This is a genomic window from Streptomyces sp. NPDC041713, assembly GCF_055591085.1.
The window spans coordinates 211,252-227,094 of the sequence record NZ_JBVIZY010000002.1 but is presented as its reverse complement, the minus strand read 5'-3'; the positions used below and the strand labels follow the sequence as shown (position 1 = coordinate 227,094).

The window sequence follows — 15,843 nt, the reverse complement described above, 5'->3', positions numbered from 1 at the left end:
GGACATCGTGAGGATCTTCGGCAAGGGACGGCACCGGCCCTCCGCCTCATGGCGGCAGGCGACCGACCGCGCGTTCACGCTGATCGGCGACGGCCGGTACGAGGACGCGGGGGCACTGCTCACGCGCGCGGCGGATCTCGAACCCTGGCTGTCCGAGTCCTGGTTCAACCTGGCGCTGCTGCACAAGTTCCGGCACGACTGGGAACAGGCGCGGGCCGCGGGGCTGCGCGCCGTGGCGCTCCTCGACCGGTCCGCGGGCGCCCCCGACTGGTGGAACGTCGGCATCGCGGCGACCGCCCTGCAGGACTGGCCGCTGGCCCGCCGCGCCTGGCAGGCGTACGGCCTCAAGGTCCCCGGCGGGGTGGCCGCGTCCGGCGAGCCGACCGGCATGGAGCTGGGCAGCGCGGCCGTGCGGCTCTCCCCGGAGGGCGAGGCGGAAGTGGTGTGGGGCCGGCGGCTCGACCCGGCCCGGATGGAGGTCCTCTCCATCCCGCTGCCCTCCTCCGGGCGCCGCTGGGGCGAGGTCGTGCTGCACGACGGCGTCCCGCACGGTGAGCGGACGACGGCGGCCGGACACTCCTACCCCGTCTTCGACGAGATCGAGCTGTGGGCGCCCTCTCCCGTGCCGACCTGGGTGGTCCTCCTGGAGGCGGCCACCGAGGAGGACCGGGACGCCCTGGAGCAGCTCGCGGCCGACGCGGGCTTCGCCGCCGAGGACTGGTCGTCCTCGGTGCGGCTGCTGTGCCGGATGTGCTCGGAGTCGCGGATGCCGAGCGACGAGGGCGACGGCGAGCATCTGGACCCGCACGACCACAGCGAGCCGGGCCATCCGGGGCCGCTCGGCCACCGCAGCCCGGGCGCGCTCTGGGTGCCGGAGCGCGAGTGCGGCCTCGCGGCGCCCGCCGCCCTGGTGCGCGGGCTGCTGGACGGCTGGGTGGCGGACAGCCCGGATTCCCGGGACTGGCGGGATCTCGAAGAGGTCTGCTGACCGTTCGCCGTAGGCTGTACCGGCACAACTCTCGAGGGTTTCACGGAAGGCGTACGGCGGACATGGCGCAGGACACTGAGCAGCAGGCCATCGGCGGGGACGGGGTGCTCCCCGTCGACGACGAGGGCTTCGTCATCGACACCGAGAACTGCGAGGAGCGCGAGACGGCCTACCGCGAGCGCGGCACGTCCCGGCCCATCACGGTCGTCGGCAACCCGGTGCTGCACAAGGAGTGCAAGGACGTCACCGCCTTCGACGACGAGCTCGCCCAGCTGATCGACGACATGTTCGCGAGCCAGCGCGTCGCCCAGGGCGTGGGCGTGGCCGCCAACCAGGTCGGCGTCGACCTGAAGGTCTTCGTCTACGACTGCATGGACGACGACGGCGTGCGCCACGTCGGCGTGGTCTGCAACCCGGTGCTCCAGGAGCTGCCCGCCGACAAGCGCCGCCTGGACGACTCGGGCGAGGGCTGCCTCTCCGTCCCGACCGCCTACGCCCCGCTGGCCCGCCCGGACTACGCCGAGGTCACGGGTCAGGACGAGAAGGGCAACCCCATCAAGGTGCGCGGCACCGGGTACTTCGCGCGCTGCCTGCAGCACGAGACGGACCACCTGTACGGCTACCTCTACATCGACCGCCTCTCCAAGCGGGAGCGCAAGGACGCGCTGCGGCAGATGGAAGAAGGCACTCCGCGCTACCCCGTGGTGGCGAACGGCTGACGCACGCGACGCCTGAGAGGCGTGGGAACCGCGTGACACGAGCGGCCCCTGGTCGGGAACTACCCCCTGACCAGGGGCCGTTGGCGTGAACCGATCGCCTGTGCGAGCAGAACAGGCTGCCCGAGGTCCATATTCAGTCACGTACGGGGAGGTTCTCGGCAGCGAGGGGTAGTGAATGGCGCAAATCTGTTCCCTGAACGGTCAGTTGTGGTGCTGAATGGAAAGCGCGGGGATACGCAACGGCGCGCGCCCGGTACAGCACAAGGGGCGCGTGTCCTCAAGCGGCTGAAAGGGGAATGTTCGTGCCTGCATATTCCGGAAGCACTTCTCAGACACCACTGCACACACGGCCACGCACACCGGTGGTCACCGTCCCGCCGGCACTGGCCGTTCCGGTGATCGAAGCGACGTTCCCTCGCCGGCTGCATCCGTATTGGCCACAGCTTCAGGAGAAGTCGCGGACCTGGCTGCGTGAAATGCGCCTCATGCCCGCCGACAAGGTCGAACGGTACGCGGACAGCCTGTGCTACACCGACCTGGTCGCCGGCTACTACATCGGCGCGCCGGACGCCTTGCTCACCGCGATAGCCGACCTCAGCAGCTGGTTCTTCGCGTGGGACGACCGGCACGACCGGGACTCGGTGCACGGCAGGGCGGCACAGTGGCGGCGGCTCTGCCGGGGCCTGCACGGCACCCTGAACGACCCCCGGCAGTACCTGCACCACAAGGACCCGTTGGTCGCGGGGTTCGCGGACTGCGTCCGCCGCCTGTACTCCTTCCTCGGCCCCAGCTGGAACGCCCGGTTCGCCCGCCACTTCCACCCGGTGATCGAGGCGTACGACCAGGAGTTCAGGAACCGGTGCAGCGGCACCGTGCCCACCGTCGAGGCGTACGTGGAGCTGCGCCGCCTCACCTTCGCGCACTGGTCGTGGATCGACCTCCTCGAACCCACCGCCCGGTTCGAGCTGCCGACGGCCGTACGCAAGCACCCCGCGTACCGGCGCGCGGCGCTCGCGACCCAGGATTTCTCGGCCTGGTACAACGACCTGTGCTCGCTCCCGAAAGAACTCGCGGGCGACGAGCTGCACAATCTCGGAATCAGCCTCATCCACCACGAGGGAATGACGCTCGAAGAGGCGGTGCGGGAAGTCCACCGGCGCGTCAGCCGGTGCGTCACGGAATTCATCGAGGCGGAACGGGATGTTCTTCTGTTCGCCGATGAATTGGCGGACGGAAGTCAGCACGGCAGGCAACTCTCGGACGCGGTGAAATCCTGCGTCTTCAATATGCGGAACTGGTTCTCGTCCGTGTACTGGTTCCATCACGAGTCGGGCCGCTATCGGGTGGACAGCTGGGACGACAGGTCCGTACCGCCTTATGTGACGGAAGAAGCCGTGGCGGAAAACGAACTGGTGGGTGAGGAATGAGCATCGAGTCCGCAATACCTGCGTCGGCCACTTCCGGTCCCGACCCGCTGCGCACGCCACCCCTCGTCCGGGGCGGTGTGCCGCTGCTCGGCCACGCCTGGAAGCTGGTGCGTGATCCCCTTGGCTTCCTCGCCGCGCTGCGCGACCACGGGGATCTCGTACGGATCAGGCTGGGACCCCGGACGGCGTACGCGGTCTGCGATCCGGAGCTCGTGGGCGCCCTCCTGAAGAACCCCGACTACATCGTCGGGGGCCCGCTCTGGGACACCCTGGAGGTGCTCCTGGGCAAGGGCGTGGCGACCAGCAACGGCAAGCTGCACCGGCGCCAGCGGCGCATGATGCAGCCCTCGTTCCGGCCCGAGCGGATCGCCGACTACGCCAAGGTGATGGAGGAGGAGGCGCGCGCCACAGCCGCCCGCTGGCAGCCGGGCGCCACCGTCGACGTGAGCGCGGAGATGTTCCGCACCGCCGTGCGCATCGTCTCGCGCTCGCTCCTGGAGGTCGACTCCATAGGAGAGAAGGCGGACCGCATCGCGGACTCGCTGCACACGGTGTTCGAGGGGCTCTACCGCCGGATGGTGCTGTCGGTGGGGCCCCTCTACCGCGTCCCGACCCCCGCCAACCGCCGCTTCGAGCGGGCGCTCGCCGATCTGCACGCGCTGGTGGACGAGATCATCGCGGAGCGCCGCGCCGCCGGGCCCGGCGCTCCGGACGACCTGCTCGCGGAATTGCTGCGGGCCAGGGACGAATCCGGGGCGCTCATAGCCGACCAGGAGATCCACGACAACGTGGTGTCGCTCGTCGTGGCGGGTGCGGAGAATGTGGCGTCGACGTTGGCGTGGACCTTCCATCTCCTCACCGAACACCCGGAGCAGGAAAGGCGGTTGGTTGAAGAGGTAAATTCCGTGGCCCCCGATCGCGCGATCACATTCGCAGATCTGGCGGACCTGCCGCACACCCGCAATGTCGTCACCGAGGCGATGCGCATACGGCCGGCCGCCTGGATATTCACGCGCCGGTCGGTGGCCGAAACCGAACTGGGCGGCTATTCGATTCCGGCGGACGCGGACATCGTCTACAGCGTCTACGCGATGCAGCGCGACCCGCGTTCCTTCGAGCGGAACCTGGAGTTCGACCCGGACCGGTGGAAACCGGAACGCGCCGCCGCCGTACCGGAGTTCGCGATGATGCCGTTCAGCGTCGGCAACCGTAAGTGCCCCGGCGACCACTTCAGCCTGGCCGAACTCGCCCTGATCCTCGGGACGGTGGCCCCGAAGTGGCGCCTCGAACCGGTCGGGGAGACCGACACCGGCACCCGCGTCGGCATCACCCTGCACCCCAAGCGGCTCGTCCTGCGGGCCACCCCGCGCTGAACACGGCCGTGTGCCCGCCCCGCCGAAGCCGACGGGACGGGCACAGGGAGGGCGCTGTGCGCCAGACCTAGAACTCGTCGTCGAAGGAGACCGACCCCTCGACCGCGACCTGGTACGCGGAGGGCCGCCGCTCGAAGAAGTTGGTCAGCTCCTGGACGCCCTGCAGCTCCATGAAGGAGAAGGGGTTCTCCGAGCCGTAGACCGGCGCGAAGCCGAGGCGCTGCAGCCGCTGGTCGGCCACGCACTGCAGGTACTCGCGCATCGAGTCGGTGTTCATGCCGGGCAGACCGTCGCCGCACAGGTCGCGGGCGAACTGCAGCTCGGCCTCGACGGCCTCCTTGAGCATGTCCGTGACCTGCTGCTGCAGCGCGTCGTCGAAGAGCTCCGGCTCCTCCTTGCGGACCGTGTCCACCACGTCGAAGGCGAAGCTCATGTGCATCGTCTCGTCGCGGAACACCCAGTTGGTGCCGGTGGCCAGGCCGTGCAGCAGACCGCGGCTGCGGAACCAGTACACGTAGGCGAAGGCGCCGTAGAAGAAGAGCCCCTCGATGCACGCCGCGAAGCAGATCAGGTTCAGCAGGAAGCGGCGCCGGTCGGCCTTGCTCTCCAGCCGGTCCAGCTTCTCGACCGAGTCCATCCAGCGGAAGCAGAACTCGGCCTTCTCACGGATGGAGGGGATCTCCTCGACCGCGTCGAAGGCCGCCGCACGGTCCTCCGGGTCGGGCAGATAGGTGTCGAGCAGCGTCAGATAGAACTGGACGTGCACGGCCTCCTCGAAGAGCTGACGGCTCAAGTACAGCCGCGCCTCGGGGGAGTTGATGTGCTTGTACAGCGTCAGCACGAGGTTGTTCGACACGATCGAGTCGCCGGTCGCGAAGAACGCGACCAGACGGCCGATCATGTGCTGCTCGCCGGGCGAGAGCTTGGCGAGGTCGGCGACGTCGGAGTGGAGGTCGACCTCCTCCACGGTCCAGGTGTTCTTGATCGCGTCCCGGTAGCGCTCGTAGAAGTCCGGGTAGCGCATGGGGCGCAGGGTCAGCTCGAAGCCCGGGTCGAGGAGGTTCTTCTCGCTGTTCGTCGTGGAGCTCATTACTGGCAGGCCTCGCAGGACTCGGGGTTTTCCAGGGAGCAGGCGACGGCGTCTTCGGGGGTCGCCTGCGTGGGGACGGGGGCGGGTGTGGTGGCGGCCGCGTTCGAGCCGCCGGCCGCGCGCGCGATGCGGGTGGCGGGGCGCGAGCGCAGGTAGTACGTGGTCTTCAGGCCCTGCTGCCAGGCGTACGCGTACATCGAGGAGAGCTTGCCGATGGTCGGCGTCTCCAGGAACAGGTTGAGCGACTGCGCCTGGTCCAGGAACGGGGTGCGCGCGGCGGCCATGTCGATCAGGCCGCGCTGCGGCAGCTCCCACGCGGTGCGGTACAGCGCGCGGACGTCCGCCGGGATCCAGCTGAAGCCCTGCACCGAGCCGCTGGCCTCGCGCAGCGCCTCGCGGGTCTGCGCGTCCCAGACGCCCAGCCGCTTCAGCTCCTCCACCAGATAGGCGTTGACCTGGAGGAACTCACCCGAGAGCGTCTCGCGCTTGAAGAGGTTGGAGACCTGCGGCTCGATGCACTCGTACACGCCGGCGATGGACGCGATGGTCGCGGTCGGCGCGATGGCGAGCAGCAGCGAGTTGCGCAGGCCGGTCGCGGCGATACGTTCCCGCAGCGCCGCCCACCGCTCCGGCCAGGTCAGCTCCACGTCGTAGTGGTCGGGGTGCAGGACGCCGCGCGCGGTGCGGGTCTTCTCCCAGGCGGGAAGCGGGCCGCCCCGCTCGGCGAGGTCGGCGGACGCCTCGTACGCGGCGAGCATGATGCGCTCGGCGATGCGGGTCGACAGGGCGCGCGCCTCGGGAGAGTCGAAGGGCAGCCGCAGCTGGAAGAAGACGTCCTGCAGACCCATCGCGCCGAGGCCCACCGGGCGCCACTTGGCGTTGGAGCGGCCGGCCTGCTCGGTCGGGTAGAAGTTGATGTCGACGACGCGGTCGAGGAAGGTGACGGCGGTGCGGACGGTCGCGTCGAGGCGCTCCCAGTCGATGTCGCCGTTCTCCACGAACGCGCCGAGGTTGACCGAGCCGAGGTTGCAGACGGCCGTCTCGCCGTCGTCCGTGACCTCCAGGATCTCCGTGCACAGGTTCGAGGAGTGCACGGTGTGGCCGGGCTCGGCGGTCTGGTTGGCGGTGCGGTTGGCGGCGTCCTTGAACGTCATCCAGCCGTTGCCGGTCTGCGCGAGGGTGCGCATCATCCGGCCGTACAGCTCACGGGCCGGGATGGTCTTCTTGGCCAGGCCCGCGGCCTCCGCCTTGCGGTACGCGGCGTCGAAGTCGTCGCCCCACAGGTCGACGAGGTCCGGCACGTCGGACGGCGAGAAGAGCGACCACGGCAGGTCGGCGGCGACCCGGCGCATGAACTCGTCCGGGATCCAGTGCGCGAGGTTGAGGTTGTGCGTGCGGCGCGCGTCCTCACCGGTGTTGTCGCGCAGCTCCAGGAACTCCTCGATGTCGGAGTGCCAGGTCTCCAGGTAGACCGCGGCCGCGCCCTTGCGCCGCCCGCCCTGGTTGACCGCGGCGACCGAGGCGTCCAGCGTCTTCAGGAACGGCACGATGCCGTTGGAGTGCCCGTTGGTGCCGCGGATCAGCGAACCGCGGGAGCGGATGCGGGAGTACGAGAGACCGATGCCGCCCGCGTGCTTGGAGAGCCGCGCGACCTGGTGGTAGCGGTCGTAGATCGAGTCCAGCTCGTCCAGCGGGGAGTCGAGGAGGTAGCAGGACGACATCTGCGGGTGGCGGGTGCCGGAGTTGAAGAGCGTCGGCGAGGACGGCAGGTAGTCCAGGCGGCTCATCAGGCCGTACAGCGCGGCGACCTCGTCGAGCGCGCGGACGCTGTCGTCCTCGGCGAGGCCGCTCGCCACGCGCAGCATGAAGTGCTGCGGCGTCTCGATGACCTGGCGGGTGATGGGGTGGCGCAGCAGATAGCGGCTGTGCAGCGTGCGCAGGCCGAAGTAGCCGAAGCGGAAGTCGGCGCCGTCGGCGAGCGCGGTGTCCACGAGCGCGTCGAGCCGGGCGGCGTGCGCGGCGACGAAGTCGGCGGTGCGGTCGGCGATCAGGCCCTCGCGGTGGCCGACCGCGATCGACTCGGTGAACGAGCGCACGCCCTGCGTGGCGGCCTCGGCGGCGACGGAGAGGGAGAGCAGCCGGGCGGCGAGCTTGGAGTACGCCGGGTCCTCGGAGATGAGCCCCGCGGCCGCCTCGGTCGCCAGCGTGCGCAGCTCCGCCTCGTCGGCCCTGGCCGAGCGGCCGCGCAGCGCGGCGGCGGCGACCCGGCCGGGGTCGGCGTCGGGGAGGTCGGCGGTGAGGTCGGTCAGGGTGCGCAGCAGCGCGGTCCCCGGCGCGTCGGCACCCTCGGTGCCGTCGGTGCTGGCACTGGGTCGCGGTGCCCGCGCTGACGCAGGTTCGGCAGGCGCGATGGTCACGTGGAGCTCTCCCTCGCTCGGCTCTGGGCCTGCGCGAGGGGACGGCACACACGGGCGCACCCGGACAGGGCGGCGTACCGCGTCCACCGGCCCATTCCACGAGGCCCGGACGGTCGGCACCCGGGCCGGACGGCACGGGTGCGCTGCTGGCAGGTCTTCGGACTCCGCGTACGACAAAGGCGTACACGTCCACCGTTGCGGGACAGTTCCGGACTTGCACCGGATTCCCCTGCGGCGACAGCGAGCACGAGCATACATCTTGTGTCGGCCCGCGGAAGCAGGCCCACATCTTGTGTCGGATCGCGGGGGATGGGGCCTAGAGTGTCAACGCGTAGGTGAGCAGCGGGAGGTCGGGGAGCGGGCACCAGTCGCGCTCCGGGGTCCGCGTGAAGCCGAGGCGTTCGTAGAGCCGGTGTGCGGTCCGCATGGAGGGCGAGGAGGACAGCACGAGCCGGCGCCGGCCCGCCTCCCGGGACCGCTGCACGCACGCGCGGACGAGTAGTTCGCCGACCCCGCGGCCGCGCGCCGCGGGCGAGACCGCCAGCATGCGGATCTCCGTCTCGTCGTCGCGCGCGATGTCGGCCAGGGCGCCGCCGGAGGGCACGAAGGTGACGCCGCCGAGCAGCGCGCCGTCCGCGGTGCCGTCCGCCACGGCGACCAGGATCTCGGCGTGCGCCGCGCGCCCCGCCACGTCCCGCAGCACGGGCAGGTACTGGTCGTCCGCCCCATAGTCCAGGTGTCCGTCGTCGAGATAGGCCTGCGCGGTGAGGTCGCCCAGCGCCGCGTACTCCTCGGGGCGTGCCGTTCTGATCGTGATGTCCATGGGGCGCAGTGTGCAACAGCGCACGACAAAGGGCCGCCGGTTTTCCGGCGGCCCTCCGGTGTCGGCGGGGCGGGAGCGGACTCAGCTCCGCGGGAGCGGGCTCAGTGGCCGGCGCCCGCGGTGGCCGGCGGCAGTTCCTCCACGACGCCGGGGTCGCCCGCGTCCGCCGTGTAGTCCTCCGGAGACGTCTCGTCGACGCCCTCGGGGGCCTTCAGCGCCTTCAGGACGAAGGTGAGGACCACGGTGACCACCACGTTCAGGACGAAGGCGGTGAGGCCGATGTAGCCGATCTCGCCGATGCCCGGGATCGTGTCGGAGGAGCCGCCGAAGTGCTTCTGCGTGGGCGAGGCGACGCCGTACGCGGCCAGCGTGCCGTAGACCATGCCGACCGCCCAGCCCGCGAGCAGCGCCCAGCGGTGGAACCACCGGGTGAACAGGCCGCCGACCAGCGCGGGCATCGTCTGCAGGATCCAGATGCCGCCCAGCAGCTGGAAGTTGATCGCCACGGTCTTGTCCATGCCGAGGACGAAGATGAGGGCGCCCACCTTCACCAGGAGCGAGACCAGCTTGGAGACCTTGGTCTCCTGCTCGGGCGTCGCGTCGGGCTTGATGAAGTCCTTGTAGATGTTGCGGGTGAAGAGGTTCGCGGCCGCGATGGACATGATGGCGGCGGGCACGAGCGCGCCGATGCCGATCGCGGCGAAGGCGACGCCGGTGAACCAGTCGGGGAACATGTCCTCGAAGAGCTGCGGGATGGCCAGCTGGCCGTTGTCGACCTTGACCCCGGCGGCGATCGCCATGAAGCCGAGCAGCGCGAGCAGGCCCAGCATCAGCGAATAGAGCGGCAGGATCGTGGTGTTGCGGCGGATGACGTTGCGGTTCTTGGAGGAGAGCGTCGCCGTGATCGAGTGCGGGTACATGAAGAGCGCGAGCGCCGAGCCGAGCGCCAGCGTCGCGTACGTCCACTGGCCGGCCTCGGGCGGCGCGAGGGCGCCGCGCGGTTTGCCCGTGCCCTCGTTGACCACCCCGAAGGCGTCGCCGGCCTTGGCGAAGATGTCGTCGAAGCCGCCGAGCTTGATCGGGATGTAGATGATCGCGACGGCGATGACGAGGTAGATCAGCCCGTCCTTCACGAACGCGATCAGCGCGGGCGCGCGCAGCCCCGAGGAGTACGTGTACGCCGCGAGCACCGCGAACGCGATCAGCAACGGCAGGTCCTTGACGAACCAGTTGGTGTCGGGGCCGCCACCGATGCCCATGACGTCGAGAACGGCCTGGATGCCGACCAGTTGGAGCGCGATGTACGGCATCGTGGCGAGGATGCCGGTGACCGCGACGGCCAGCGAGAGCCCCTTGGAGCCGAACCGCCCGCGCACGAAGTCCGAGGTGGTCACGTAGCCGTGCTTGTGCGAGACCGACCACAGGCGCGGCAGGAAGGTGAAGATCAGCGGGTAGACGAGGATCGTGTACGGGACGGCGAAGAAGCCGGCCGCGCCCGCCGCGTAGATCGCCGCCGGGACGGCCACGAAGGTGTACGCGGTGTACAGGTCTCCGCCGAGCAGGAACCAGGTGACCCAGGTGCCGAACGACCGTCCGCCCAGGCCCCATTCGTCCAGGGACTCGGTCTCGGCCCTGCGCCAGCGCGCGGCCAGGAAGCCCATCGCCGTGACCGCGACGAAGAAGAAGATGAAGACCCCGAGGGCGACGCCGTTCACGCCGCCCGATGCGAGTGTGGTCACTTTCCGGCACCCCCCTGGGCCTGCGCGGCCTTGCGGGAGCGCTGGTCACGCTGCCACAGCTTGTACGCGGTCATCGTCAGCACCGTGGAGATGAGCACCCACAGCATCTGGTACCAGTAGAAGAACGGGATGCCGATCAGGGTCGGGTCGATCTTGGCGTAGGAGCTCACCCACAGCATCGCCACGAAGGGCGCGACAAGGCAGACGGCGATGACCACGCGGACCGGCGTGACGACCGGTCTGTTCACTTCCGGCGCATCTGACATGTCGCGGCTCCGTTCCCTCACTTATCCCATGCTTAACGTGCGGGAAATCTAAGCCACAGTCTCGCGGTATGGAACCCCCGTCCGGATAACGGACGGATCACCTCCGCGTAATGTCCCTGCTCAGCAGCAGCGGAAGCCCTGCCGGGGGTCCGACTCCTGCTGGTCCGTCCGCATCCGCTCGAATGCGCGGCGGCTGGGGACGGTTGCGTCCGGATGGTCCCTGCGGATATGAGCCACGTACCGCTCGTACGCGCTCTCGTCCGTCAACTCCCTGACGTACCAGCGCATCCAGCGCACTCCGCGCAGCAGCCAGGTCATGGCGTCACTCCCTCCCGGTCCCGCTCTTGCCGTTCCTCCTCCTTCTCCTCGCGGGTCGCGAAGAGTCCGGCGGGGGCGGTCAACCGCGATGCCACGTACGGGGCTTCCGTGAGCCGGGAGGCCCCGGGGGCGCGGACGTGCCGGACGCAGACGCGGGCGGCGTCCACGATCACGACGACGACGAGCAGCGCCAGCACCGCCGAAAGGACGCCGTCCACCGTGGAGTTGGTGACGACGGTGTGCATGTCGTCCATGGTCTTGGCGGGCGGCAGGATCTTCCCGTCGTCGATGGCGTCCCGGTAGTCGGCGCGCTGCTGGAAGAAGCCGACGCGCGGATCACTGGAGAACACCTTCTGCCAGCTCGCGGTGAGCGTCACCGTCGCGTCCCAGGCGAGCGGGACCGCGGTGATCCAGGCCCACTTGAGGCGGCCGGACTTGACCAGCAGCGTGGTGCAGACGGCGAGGGCGACGGCGGCGAGCAGCTGATTGGCGATGCCGAAGATCGGGAAGAGCTGGTTGATCCCGCCGAGCGGCTCGTGCACGCCGACCCACAGGAAGTACCCCCACAGGCCGGTGATGGCGGCGCTGGTCAGCAGCAGGCCCGGCTTCCAGCTCATGTTCCTGAAGGGTTTGTGGACGTTGCCCAGCATGTCCTGGAGCATGAAGCGGCCCACGCGGGTGCCCGCGTCCAGCGCGGTCAGGATGAACAGCGCCTCGAACATGATCGCGAAGTGGTACCAGAAGGCCCGCAGCGAGCCGCCGGTGACCTTCGAGAAGATCTCCGAGACGCCGACCGCCAGGGTGGGCGCGCCGCCGGTCCGCGACAGGAGCGAGGACTCCTCGACCTGCCGGGCGGCCTGCGCCAGCTCGGCAGGCGAGATGGTGTACCCGAACCCCGCGACGGCCTTCGACGCCTCCTGGACGGTGCCGCCGACCACGCCGGCCGGCGCGTTCATCGCGAAGTACAGACCGGGGTCGATGATCGAGGCGGCGACGAGCGCCATCACGGCGACGGCCGACTCCATCAGCATGGAGCCGTACCCGACCATCCGGACCTGCGTCTCCTTCTGGATCATCTTCGGCGTGGTGCCCGAGGAAATCAGCGCGTGGAAGCCGGACAGCGCCCCGCAGGCGATGGTGATGGAGACGAAGGGGAAGAGCGAGCCCGCGAAGACCGGACCGTCGCCGCGCGAGGCGAAGTCGGTCACCGGGTCCATCTTCAGCGTGGGCAGCGTGACCACGACGCCCACGGCGAGCAGCACGATGGTGCCGATCTTCATGAAGGTGGAGAGGTAGTCGCGCGGCGCCAGCAGCATCCACACCGGCAGGATCGAGGCGATGAAGCCGTACGCCACCAGGCAGATCACCAGCGTCGACGGGGCCAGCGTGAAGGTGTCCGCGAGGGAGGACTCCGCGACCCAGCGCCCGCCGACGAGTGCGAGCAGCAGCAGCGCGACACCGATCAGGGAGACCTCGCTGACCCGGCCGGGGCGCAGGACCCGCAGGTAGAAGCCCATGAGCAGGGCGATCGGGACCGTCATCGCGATGGAGAAGGTGCCCCACGGCGACTCGGCGAGCGCGTTGACGACGACGAGCGCGAGCACCCCGAGCAGGATGATCATGATGGCGAAGGTGGCGAGCAGCGCGGCGGCCCCGCCGAACGGGCCGATCTCCTCGCGCGCCATCTGCCCGAGCGACTTGCCGTCGCGCCGGGTCGAGAAGAACAGCACGACCATGTCCTGCACGGCGCCCGCGAAGATCACCCCGGCGATGATCCAGATGGTGCCGGGCAGGTATCCCATCTGGGCGGCGAGCACCGGCCCGACCAGCGGGCCCGCGCCCGCGATCGCCGCGAAGTGGTGGCCGAGCAGCACCCGGCGGTCGGTCGGGTGGAAGTCGATGCCGTTGTCGAGCCGCTCGGCGGGCGTGGCCCGCCGCTTGTCGACCTTGAGCACCTTGTACGCGATGAACTTCGAGTAGAAGCGGTACGCGACCGCGTACGAGCCGACGGCCGCCGCGACCATCCAGGCGGCCGACACCTCCTCGTCGCGGGCGAGGGCCAGGACGGTCCAGCCCGCGGCGCCGATCAGCGCGACGAGGGACCAGATGACGATGGAGCGGGGATTCGCGGTGCGCACCGGGTCGTCCTCCCGTTCATCTTGCGATGACGTTCATCGTGCGATGACGGGAGGAACGTAGAGCAGCGCGGTGATGCGCGCCAGACCCCCTGGGGGCGCGGTGCGCGGGCGTCAGTCCGTGGGGCGCTTGAGGCGTGCGACGAACTTGTAGCGGTCGCCGCGGTAGACGGAGCGCACCCACTCCACCGGCCTGCCGTTCCCGTCCAGCGAGTGGCGGGAGAGCAGCAGCATCGGCAGGCCCACGTCGGTGCCGAGCAGGCCGGCCTCGCGCGGGGTGGCGAGCGAGGTCTCGATGGTCTCCTCGGCCTCCGCGAGGTGCACGTCGTACACCTCGGCGAGCGCGGTGTAGAGCGAGGTGTACTTGACCAGGGAGCGGCGCAGGGCGGGGAAGCGCTTGGCCGAGAGGTGGGTGGTCTCGATGGCCATCGCCTCGCCGTTGGCGAGCCGGAGCCGCTCGATGCGCAGGACGCGGCCGCCCGCGCTGATGTCGAGCAGCCCGGCGAGGGTGTCGTCCGCGGTGATGTACCCGATGTCCAGGAGCTGCGAGGTGGGCTCCAGACCCTGGGCCCTCATGTCCTCGGTGTACGAGGTGAGTTGGAGGGCCTGCGACACCTTGGGCTTGGCGACGAACGTGCCCTTGCCCTGGATCCGCTCCAGCCGGCCCTCGACGACCAGCTCCTGCAGCGCCTGGCGCACCGTGGTGCGGGAGGTGTCGAACTCGGCGGCGAGGGTGCGCTCCGGGGGGACGGGGGTGCCGGGCGGCAGCGTCTCCGTCATGTCCAGCAAGTGCCGCTTCAGGCGGTAGTACTTGGGCACGCGCGCGGTGCGGCCGACGGTGGGAGCCTCCGTGGGCACGTCGGCCCCGGTGCCGGAACTGTCCGCCTCGCTGCCCATGATCTGCCTTCCCGGCTCCTGTGCTGCTGCCGTCACCGGCTCCTCCGTCTGTCGCGGCTCACATCGTGGCACGTACCGGGCCCAGGGGGCGCCCCCTGGTCGAGCGAAGTCGAGAGCTCGTGGGAAGACTCCGCCTGCTCAGGTGTCGGTCCGATAACGGACGCGACTGCCCTTCTTATACACCCTTGACACCCCTAAAGGTCTAGGCCAAGCTCCCCGTACTGGTCTACACCATTAAAGACCAGGTTCCAGTCCCACGGGCAGATCTCGGTCCATTCGGTCGCTGCGGGTGGGGGGTTGACTGGCATCCCTTGAGGAGGGTGACGTGAAGCGCAAGCTCATAGCGGCCATCGGTGTCGCGGGCATGTTGGTCTCGGTCGCGGCGTGCGGCAGTGACGACGACGACAAGAAGGCCGGGGGAGCCGACAGCTTCAAGGGGGAGACCCTGACGCTCTGGGCGATGGACGGATCGACGCCCGACCAGTGGCAGAAGGACGTCACCGCCGCCTTCGAGAAGAAGACCGGCGCGAAGCTCAAGTTCGAGGTCCAGCAGTGGAACGGCATCCAGCAGAAGCTGACCACCGCCCTCTCCGAGGAGAACCCGCCGGACGTCTTCGAGATCGGCAACACCCAGACCGCCGCGTACGCCAAGACCGGTGGCCTCGCCGAGCTCGGTGACCTCAAGGAGTCCATCGGCGCCGACTGGACCGAATCGATGAACAAGGCCTCGGTCATCGACGGCAAGCAGTACGCCGCCCCGTGGTTCGTCCTCAACCGCGTCGTGGTCTACAACAAGAAGGTCTGGGCCGACGCCGGCATCAAGGAGCTTCCCAAGACCCGCGCCGAGTTCCTCAAGGACCTCAAGCAGATCGGTTCCAAGACCGACGCCGAGCCGATCTACCTGCCCGGCCAGAACTGGTACCACTTCGTCGGCCTGACCATCGGCGAGGGCGCCGAGCTGGTCAAGAAGGACGGCGACAAGTACGTCTCCAACCTCGGTGACCCCAAGGTCGCCAAGGCGATGAAGACGTACAAGCAGTTCGCGGACCTCTCCAAGGCCCCCAAGAACAAGGACGAGGCCACCCCGCAGCAGGCCGAGGTCTTCGCCAAGGGCAAGACCGGCGCCTTCATCGGCATGAGCTGGGAGGCCGCGACCGCGATCAAGGCCAACAAGAAGATCGAGAAGGACATCGGCTTCTTCACGATCCCCGGTGAGACGGCCGACAAGCCCGAGGGCGTCTTCCTCGGCGGCTCCAACCTCGCCGTCGCCGCGACCAGCAAGAAGCAGGAGCTCGCCAAGGAGTTCCTGAAGATCGCGCTGTCCGACAAGTTCGAGGGTCAGTTCGCCAAGGAAGGCGGCACGATTCCGAACAAGAAGGCGCTGGAGTCCAACCTCAAGGGCAACCCGGCCGCCGAGGCCGCCGCTCCCGCCACCGCCGGCGGCGGCACCACCCCGCTGATCCCGGAGTGGGGCGCGGTCGAGAACCCGCCGAACCCGATCAAGAACTACATGACCGCGGTGCTCAACGGTAAGTCGCCTGCCGACGCCGCCAAGCAGGTCGAGGGCGAGCTCAACAAGCGCCTGGCGCAGAAGCAGTAGGAACGCGTGCCCTGCCGGGGGCGGCGGGTGACACGACCCCGCTGCCCCCGG

The 15,843-nt window shown here is 69.5% G+C and carries 13 protein-coding genes and 1 riboswitch; of the genes, 5 read left to right on the top strand and 8 right to left on the bottom strand.

Features of this window, described 5'->3' with window-relative positions:
• Positions 1-7 precede the first annotated feature (7 nt).
• From ACZ6CV_RS05885 to ACZ6CV_RS05870, 4 genes are all read left to right on the top strand, one after another.
• The gene (locus tag ACZ6CV_RS05885; RefSeq protein WP_358711599.1) at positions 8-988 is read left to right on the top strand and encodes a tetratricopeptide repeat protein; all 981 of its coding nucleotides are present in this window, start codon (positions 8-10) and stop codon (positions 986-988) included.
• A gap of 62 nt (positions 989-1,050) precedes the next feature.
• Positions 1,051-1,707, top strand: coding sequence for a peptide deformylase (def, locus tag ACZ6CV_RS05880; protein ID WP_469249776.1), 657 nt, complete (start codon positions 1,051-1,053; stop codon positions 1,705-1,707).
• A 302-nt stretch (positions 1,708-2,009) separates the two neighbouring features.
• On the top strand, positions 2,010-3,134 hold the full coding sequence (gene cyc1 / locus ACZ6CV_RS05875; protein WP_469249775.1) for an epi-isozizaene synthase: 1,125 nt from the start codon (positions 2,010-2,012) through the stop codon (positions 3,132-3,134).
• Positions 3,131-4,507: a bifunctional albaflavenone monooxygenase/terpene synthase gene (locus ACZ6CV_RS05870; RefSeq protein ID WP_469249774.1), complete on the top strand. Its 1,377-nt coding sequence runs from the start codon at positions 3,131-3,133 to the stop codon at positions 4,505-4,507. The genes cyc1 and ACZ6CV_RS05870 overlap by 4 nt, the downstream gene beginning before the upstream one ends.
• 67 nt (positions 4,508-4,574) lie before the next feature.
• Here the strand turns inward: ACZ6CV_RS05870 and ACZ6CV_RS05865 are convergent, their stop codons facing one another.
• From ACZ6CV_RS05865 to ACZ6CV_RS05830, 8 genes are all read right to left on the bottom strand, one after another.
• Positions 4,575-5,597, bottom strand: coding sequence for a ribonucleotide-diphosphate reductase subunit beta (locus ACZ6CV_RS05865; RefSeq protein ID WP_469249773.1), 1,023 nt, complete (start codon positions 5,595-5,597; stop codon positions 4,575-4,577).
• Positions 5,597-8,014, bottom strand: coding sequence for a ribonucleoside-diphosphate reductase subunit alpha (locus ACZ6CV_RS05860; RefSeq protein ID WP_469249772.1), 2,418 nt, complete (start codon positions 8,012-8,014; stop codon positions 5,597-5,599). Before ACZ6CV_RS05860 ends, ACZ6CV_RS05865 begins: the two co-directional genes overlap by 1 nt.
• Before the next feature lie 131 nt (positions 8,015-8,145).
• Positions 8,146-8,278: riboswitch (cobalamin riboswitch) on the bottom strand.
• A gap of 52 nt (positions 8,279-8,330) precedes the next feature.
• Entirely contained in the window at positions 8,331-8,837 is a 507-nt protein-coding gene (locus tag ACZ6CV_RS05855; protein WP_469249771.1) for a GNAT family N-acetyltransferase, read from the bottom strand.
• Positions 8,838-8,938: 101 nt separating this feature from the next.
• Entirely contained in the window at positions 8,939-10,498 is a 1,560-nt protein-coding gene (gene mctP / locus ACZ6CV_RS05850; RefSeq protein WP_469250285.1) for a monocarboxylate uptake permease MctP, read from the bottom strand.
• A gap of 74 nt (positions 10,499-10,572) precedes the next feature.
• Positions 10,573-10,842, bottom strand: a complete 270-nt coding sequence (locus tag ACZ6CV_RS05845) for a DUF3311 domain-containing protein (protein WP_362364584.1) — start codon at positions 10,840-10,842, stop codon at positions 10,573-10,575.
• 120 nt (positions 10,843-10,962) lie between these two features.
• Positions 10,963-11,160, bottom strand: a complete 198-nt coding sequence (locus ACZ6CV_RS05840; protein WP_355802968.1) for a YbdD/YjiX family protein — start codon at positions 11,158-11,160, stop codon at positions 10,963-10,965.
• A complete protein-coding gene (locus ACZ6CV_RS05835) occupies positions 11,157-13,298 on the bottom strand; it encodes a carbon starvation CstA family protein (RefSeq protein ID WP_469249770.1) in 2,142 nt (713 codons plus the stop codon). Before ACZ6CV_RS05835 ends, ACZ6CV_RS05840 begins: the two co-directional genes overlap by 4 nt.
• 111 nt (positions 13,299-13,409) lie before the next feature.
• Positions 13,410-14,192, bottom strand: a complete 783-nt coding sequence (locus tag ACZ6CV_RS05830) for a GntR family transcriptional regulator (RefSeq protein WP_362365199.1) — start codon at positions 14,190-14,192, stop codon at positions 13,410-13,412.
• A 325-nt stretch (positions 14,193-14,517) separates the two neighbouring features.
• Here ACZ6CV_RS05830 and ACZ6CV_RS05825 point away from each other — a divergent pair, with 325 nt between their 5' ends.
• Positions 14,518-15,792, top strand: a complete 1,275-nt coding sequence (locus tag ACZ6CV_RS05825) for an extracellular solute-binding protein (protein ID WP_469249769.1) — start codon at positions 14,518-14,520, stop codon at positions 15,790-15,792.
• Positions 15,793-15,843 lie beyond the last annotated feature (51 nt).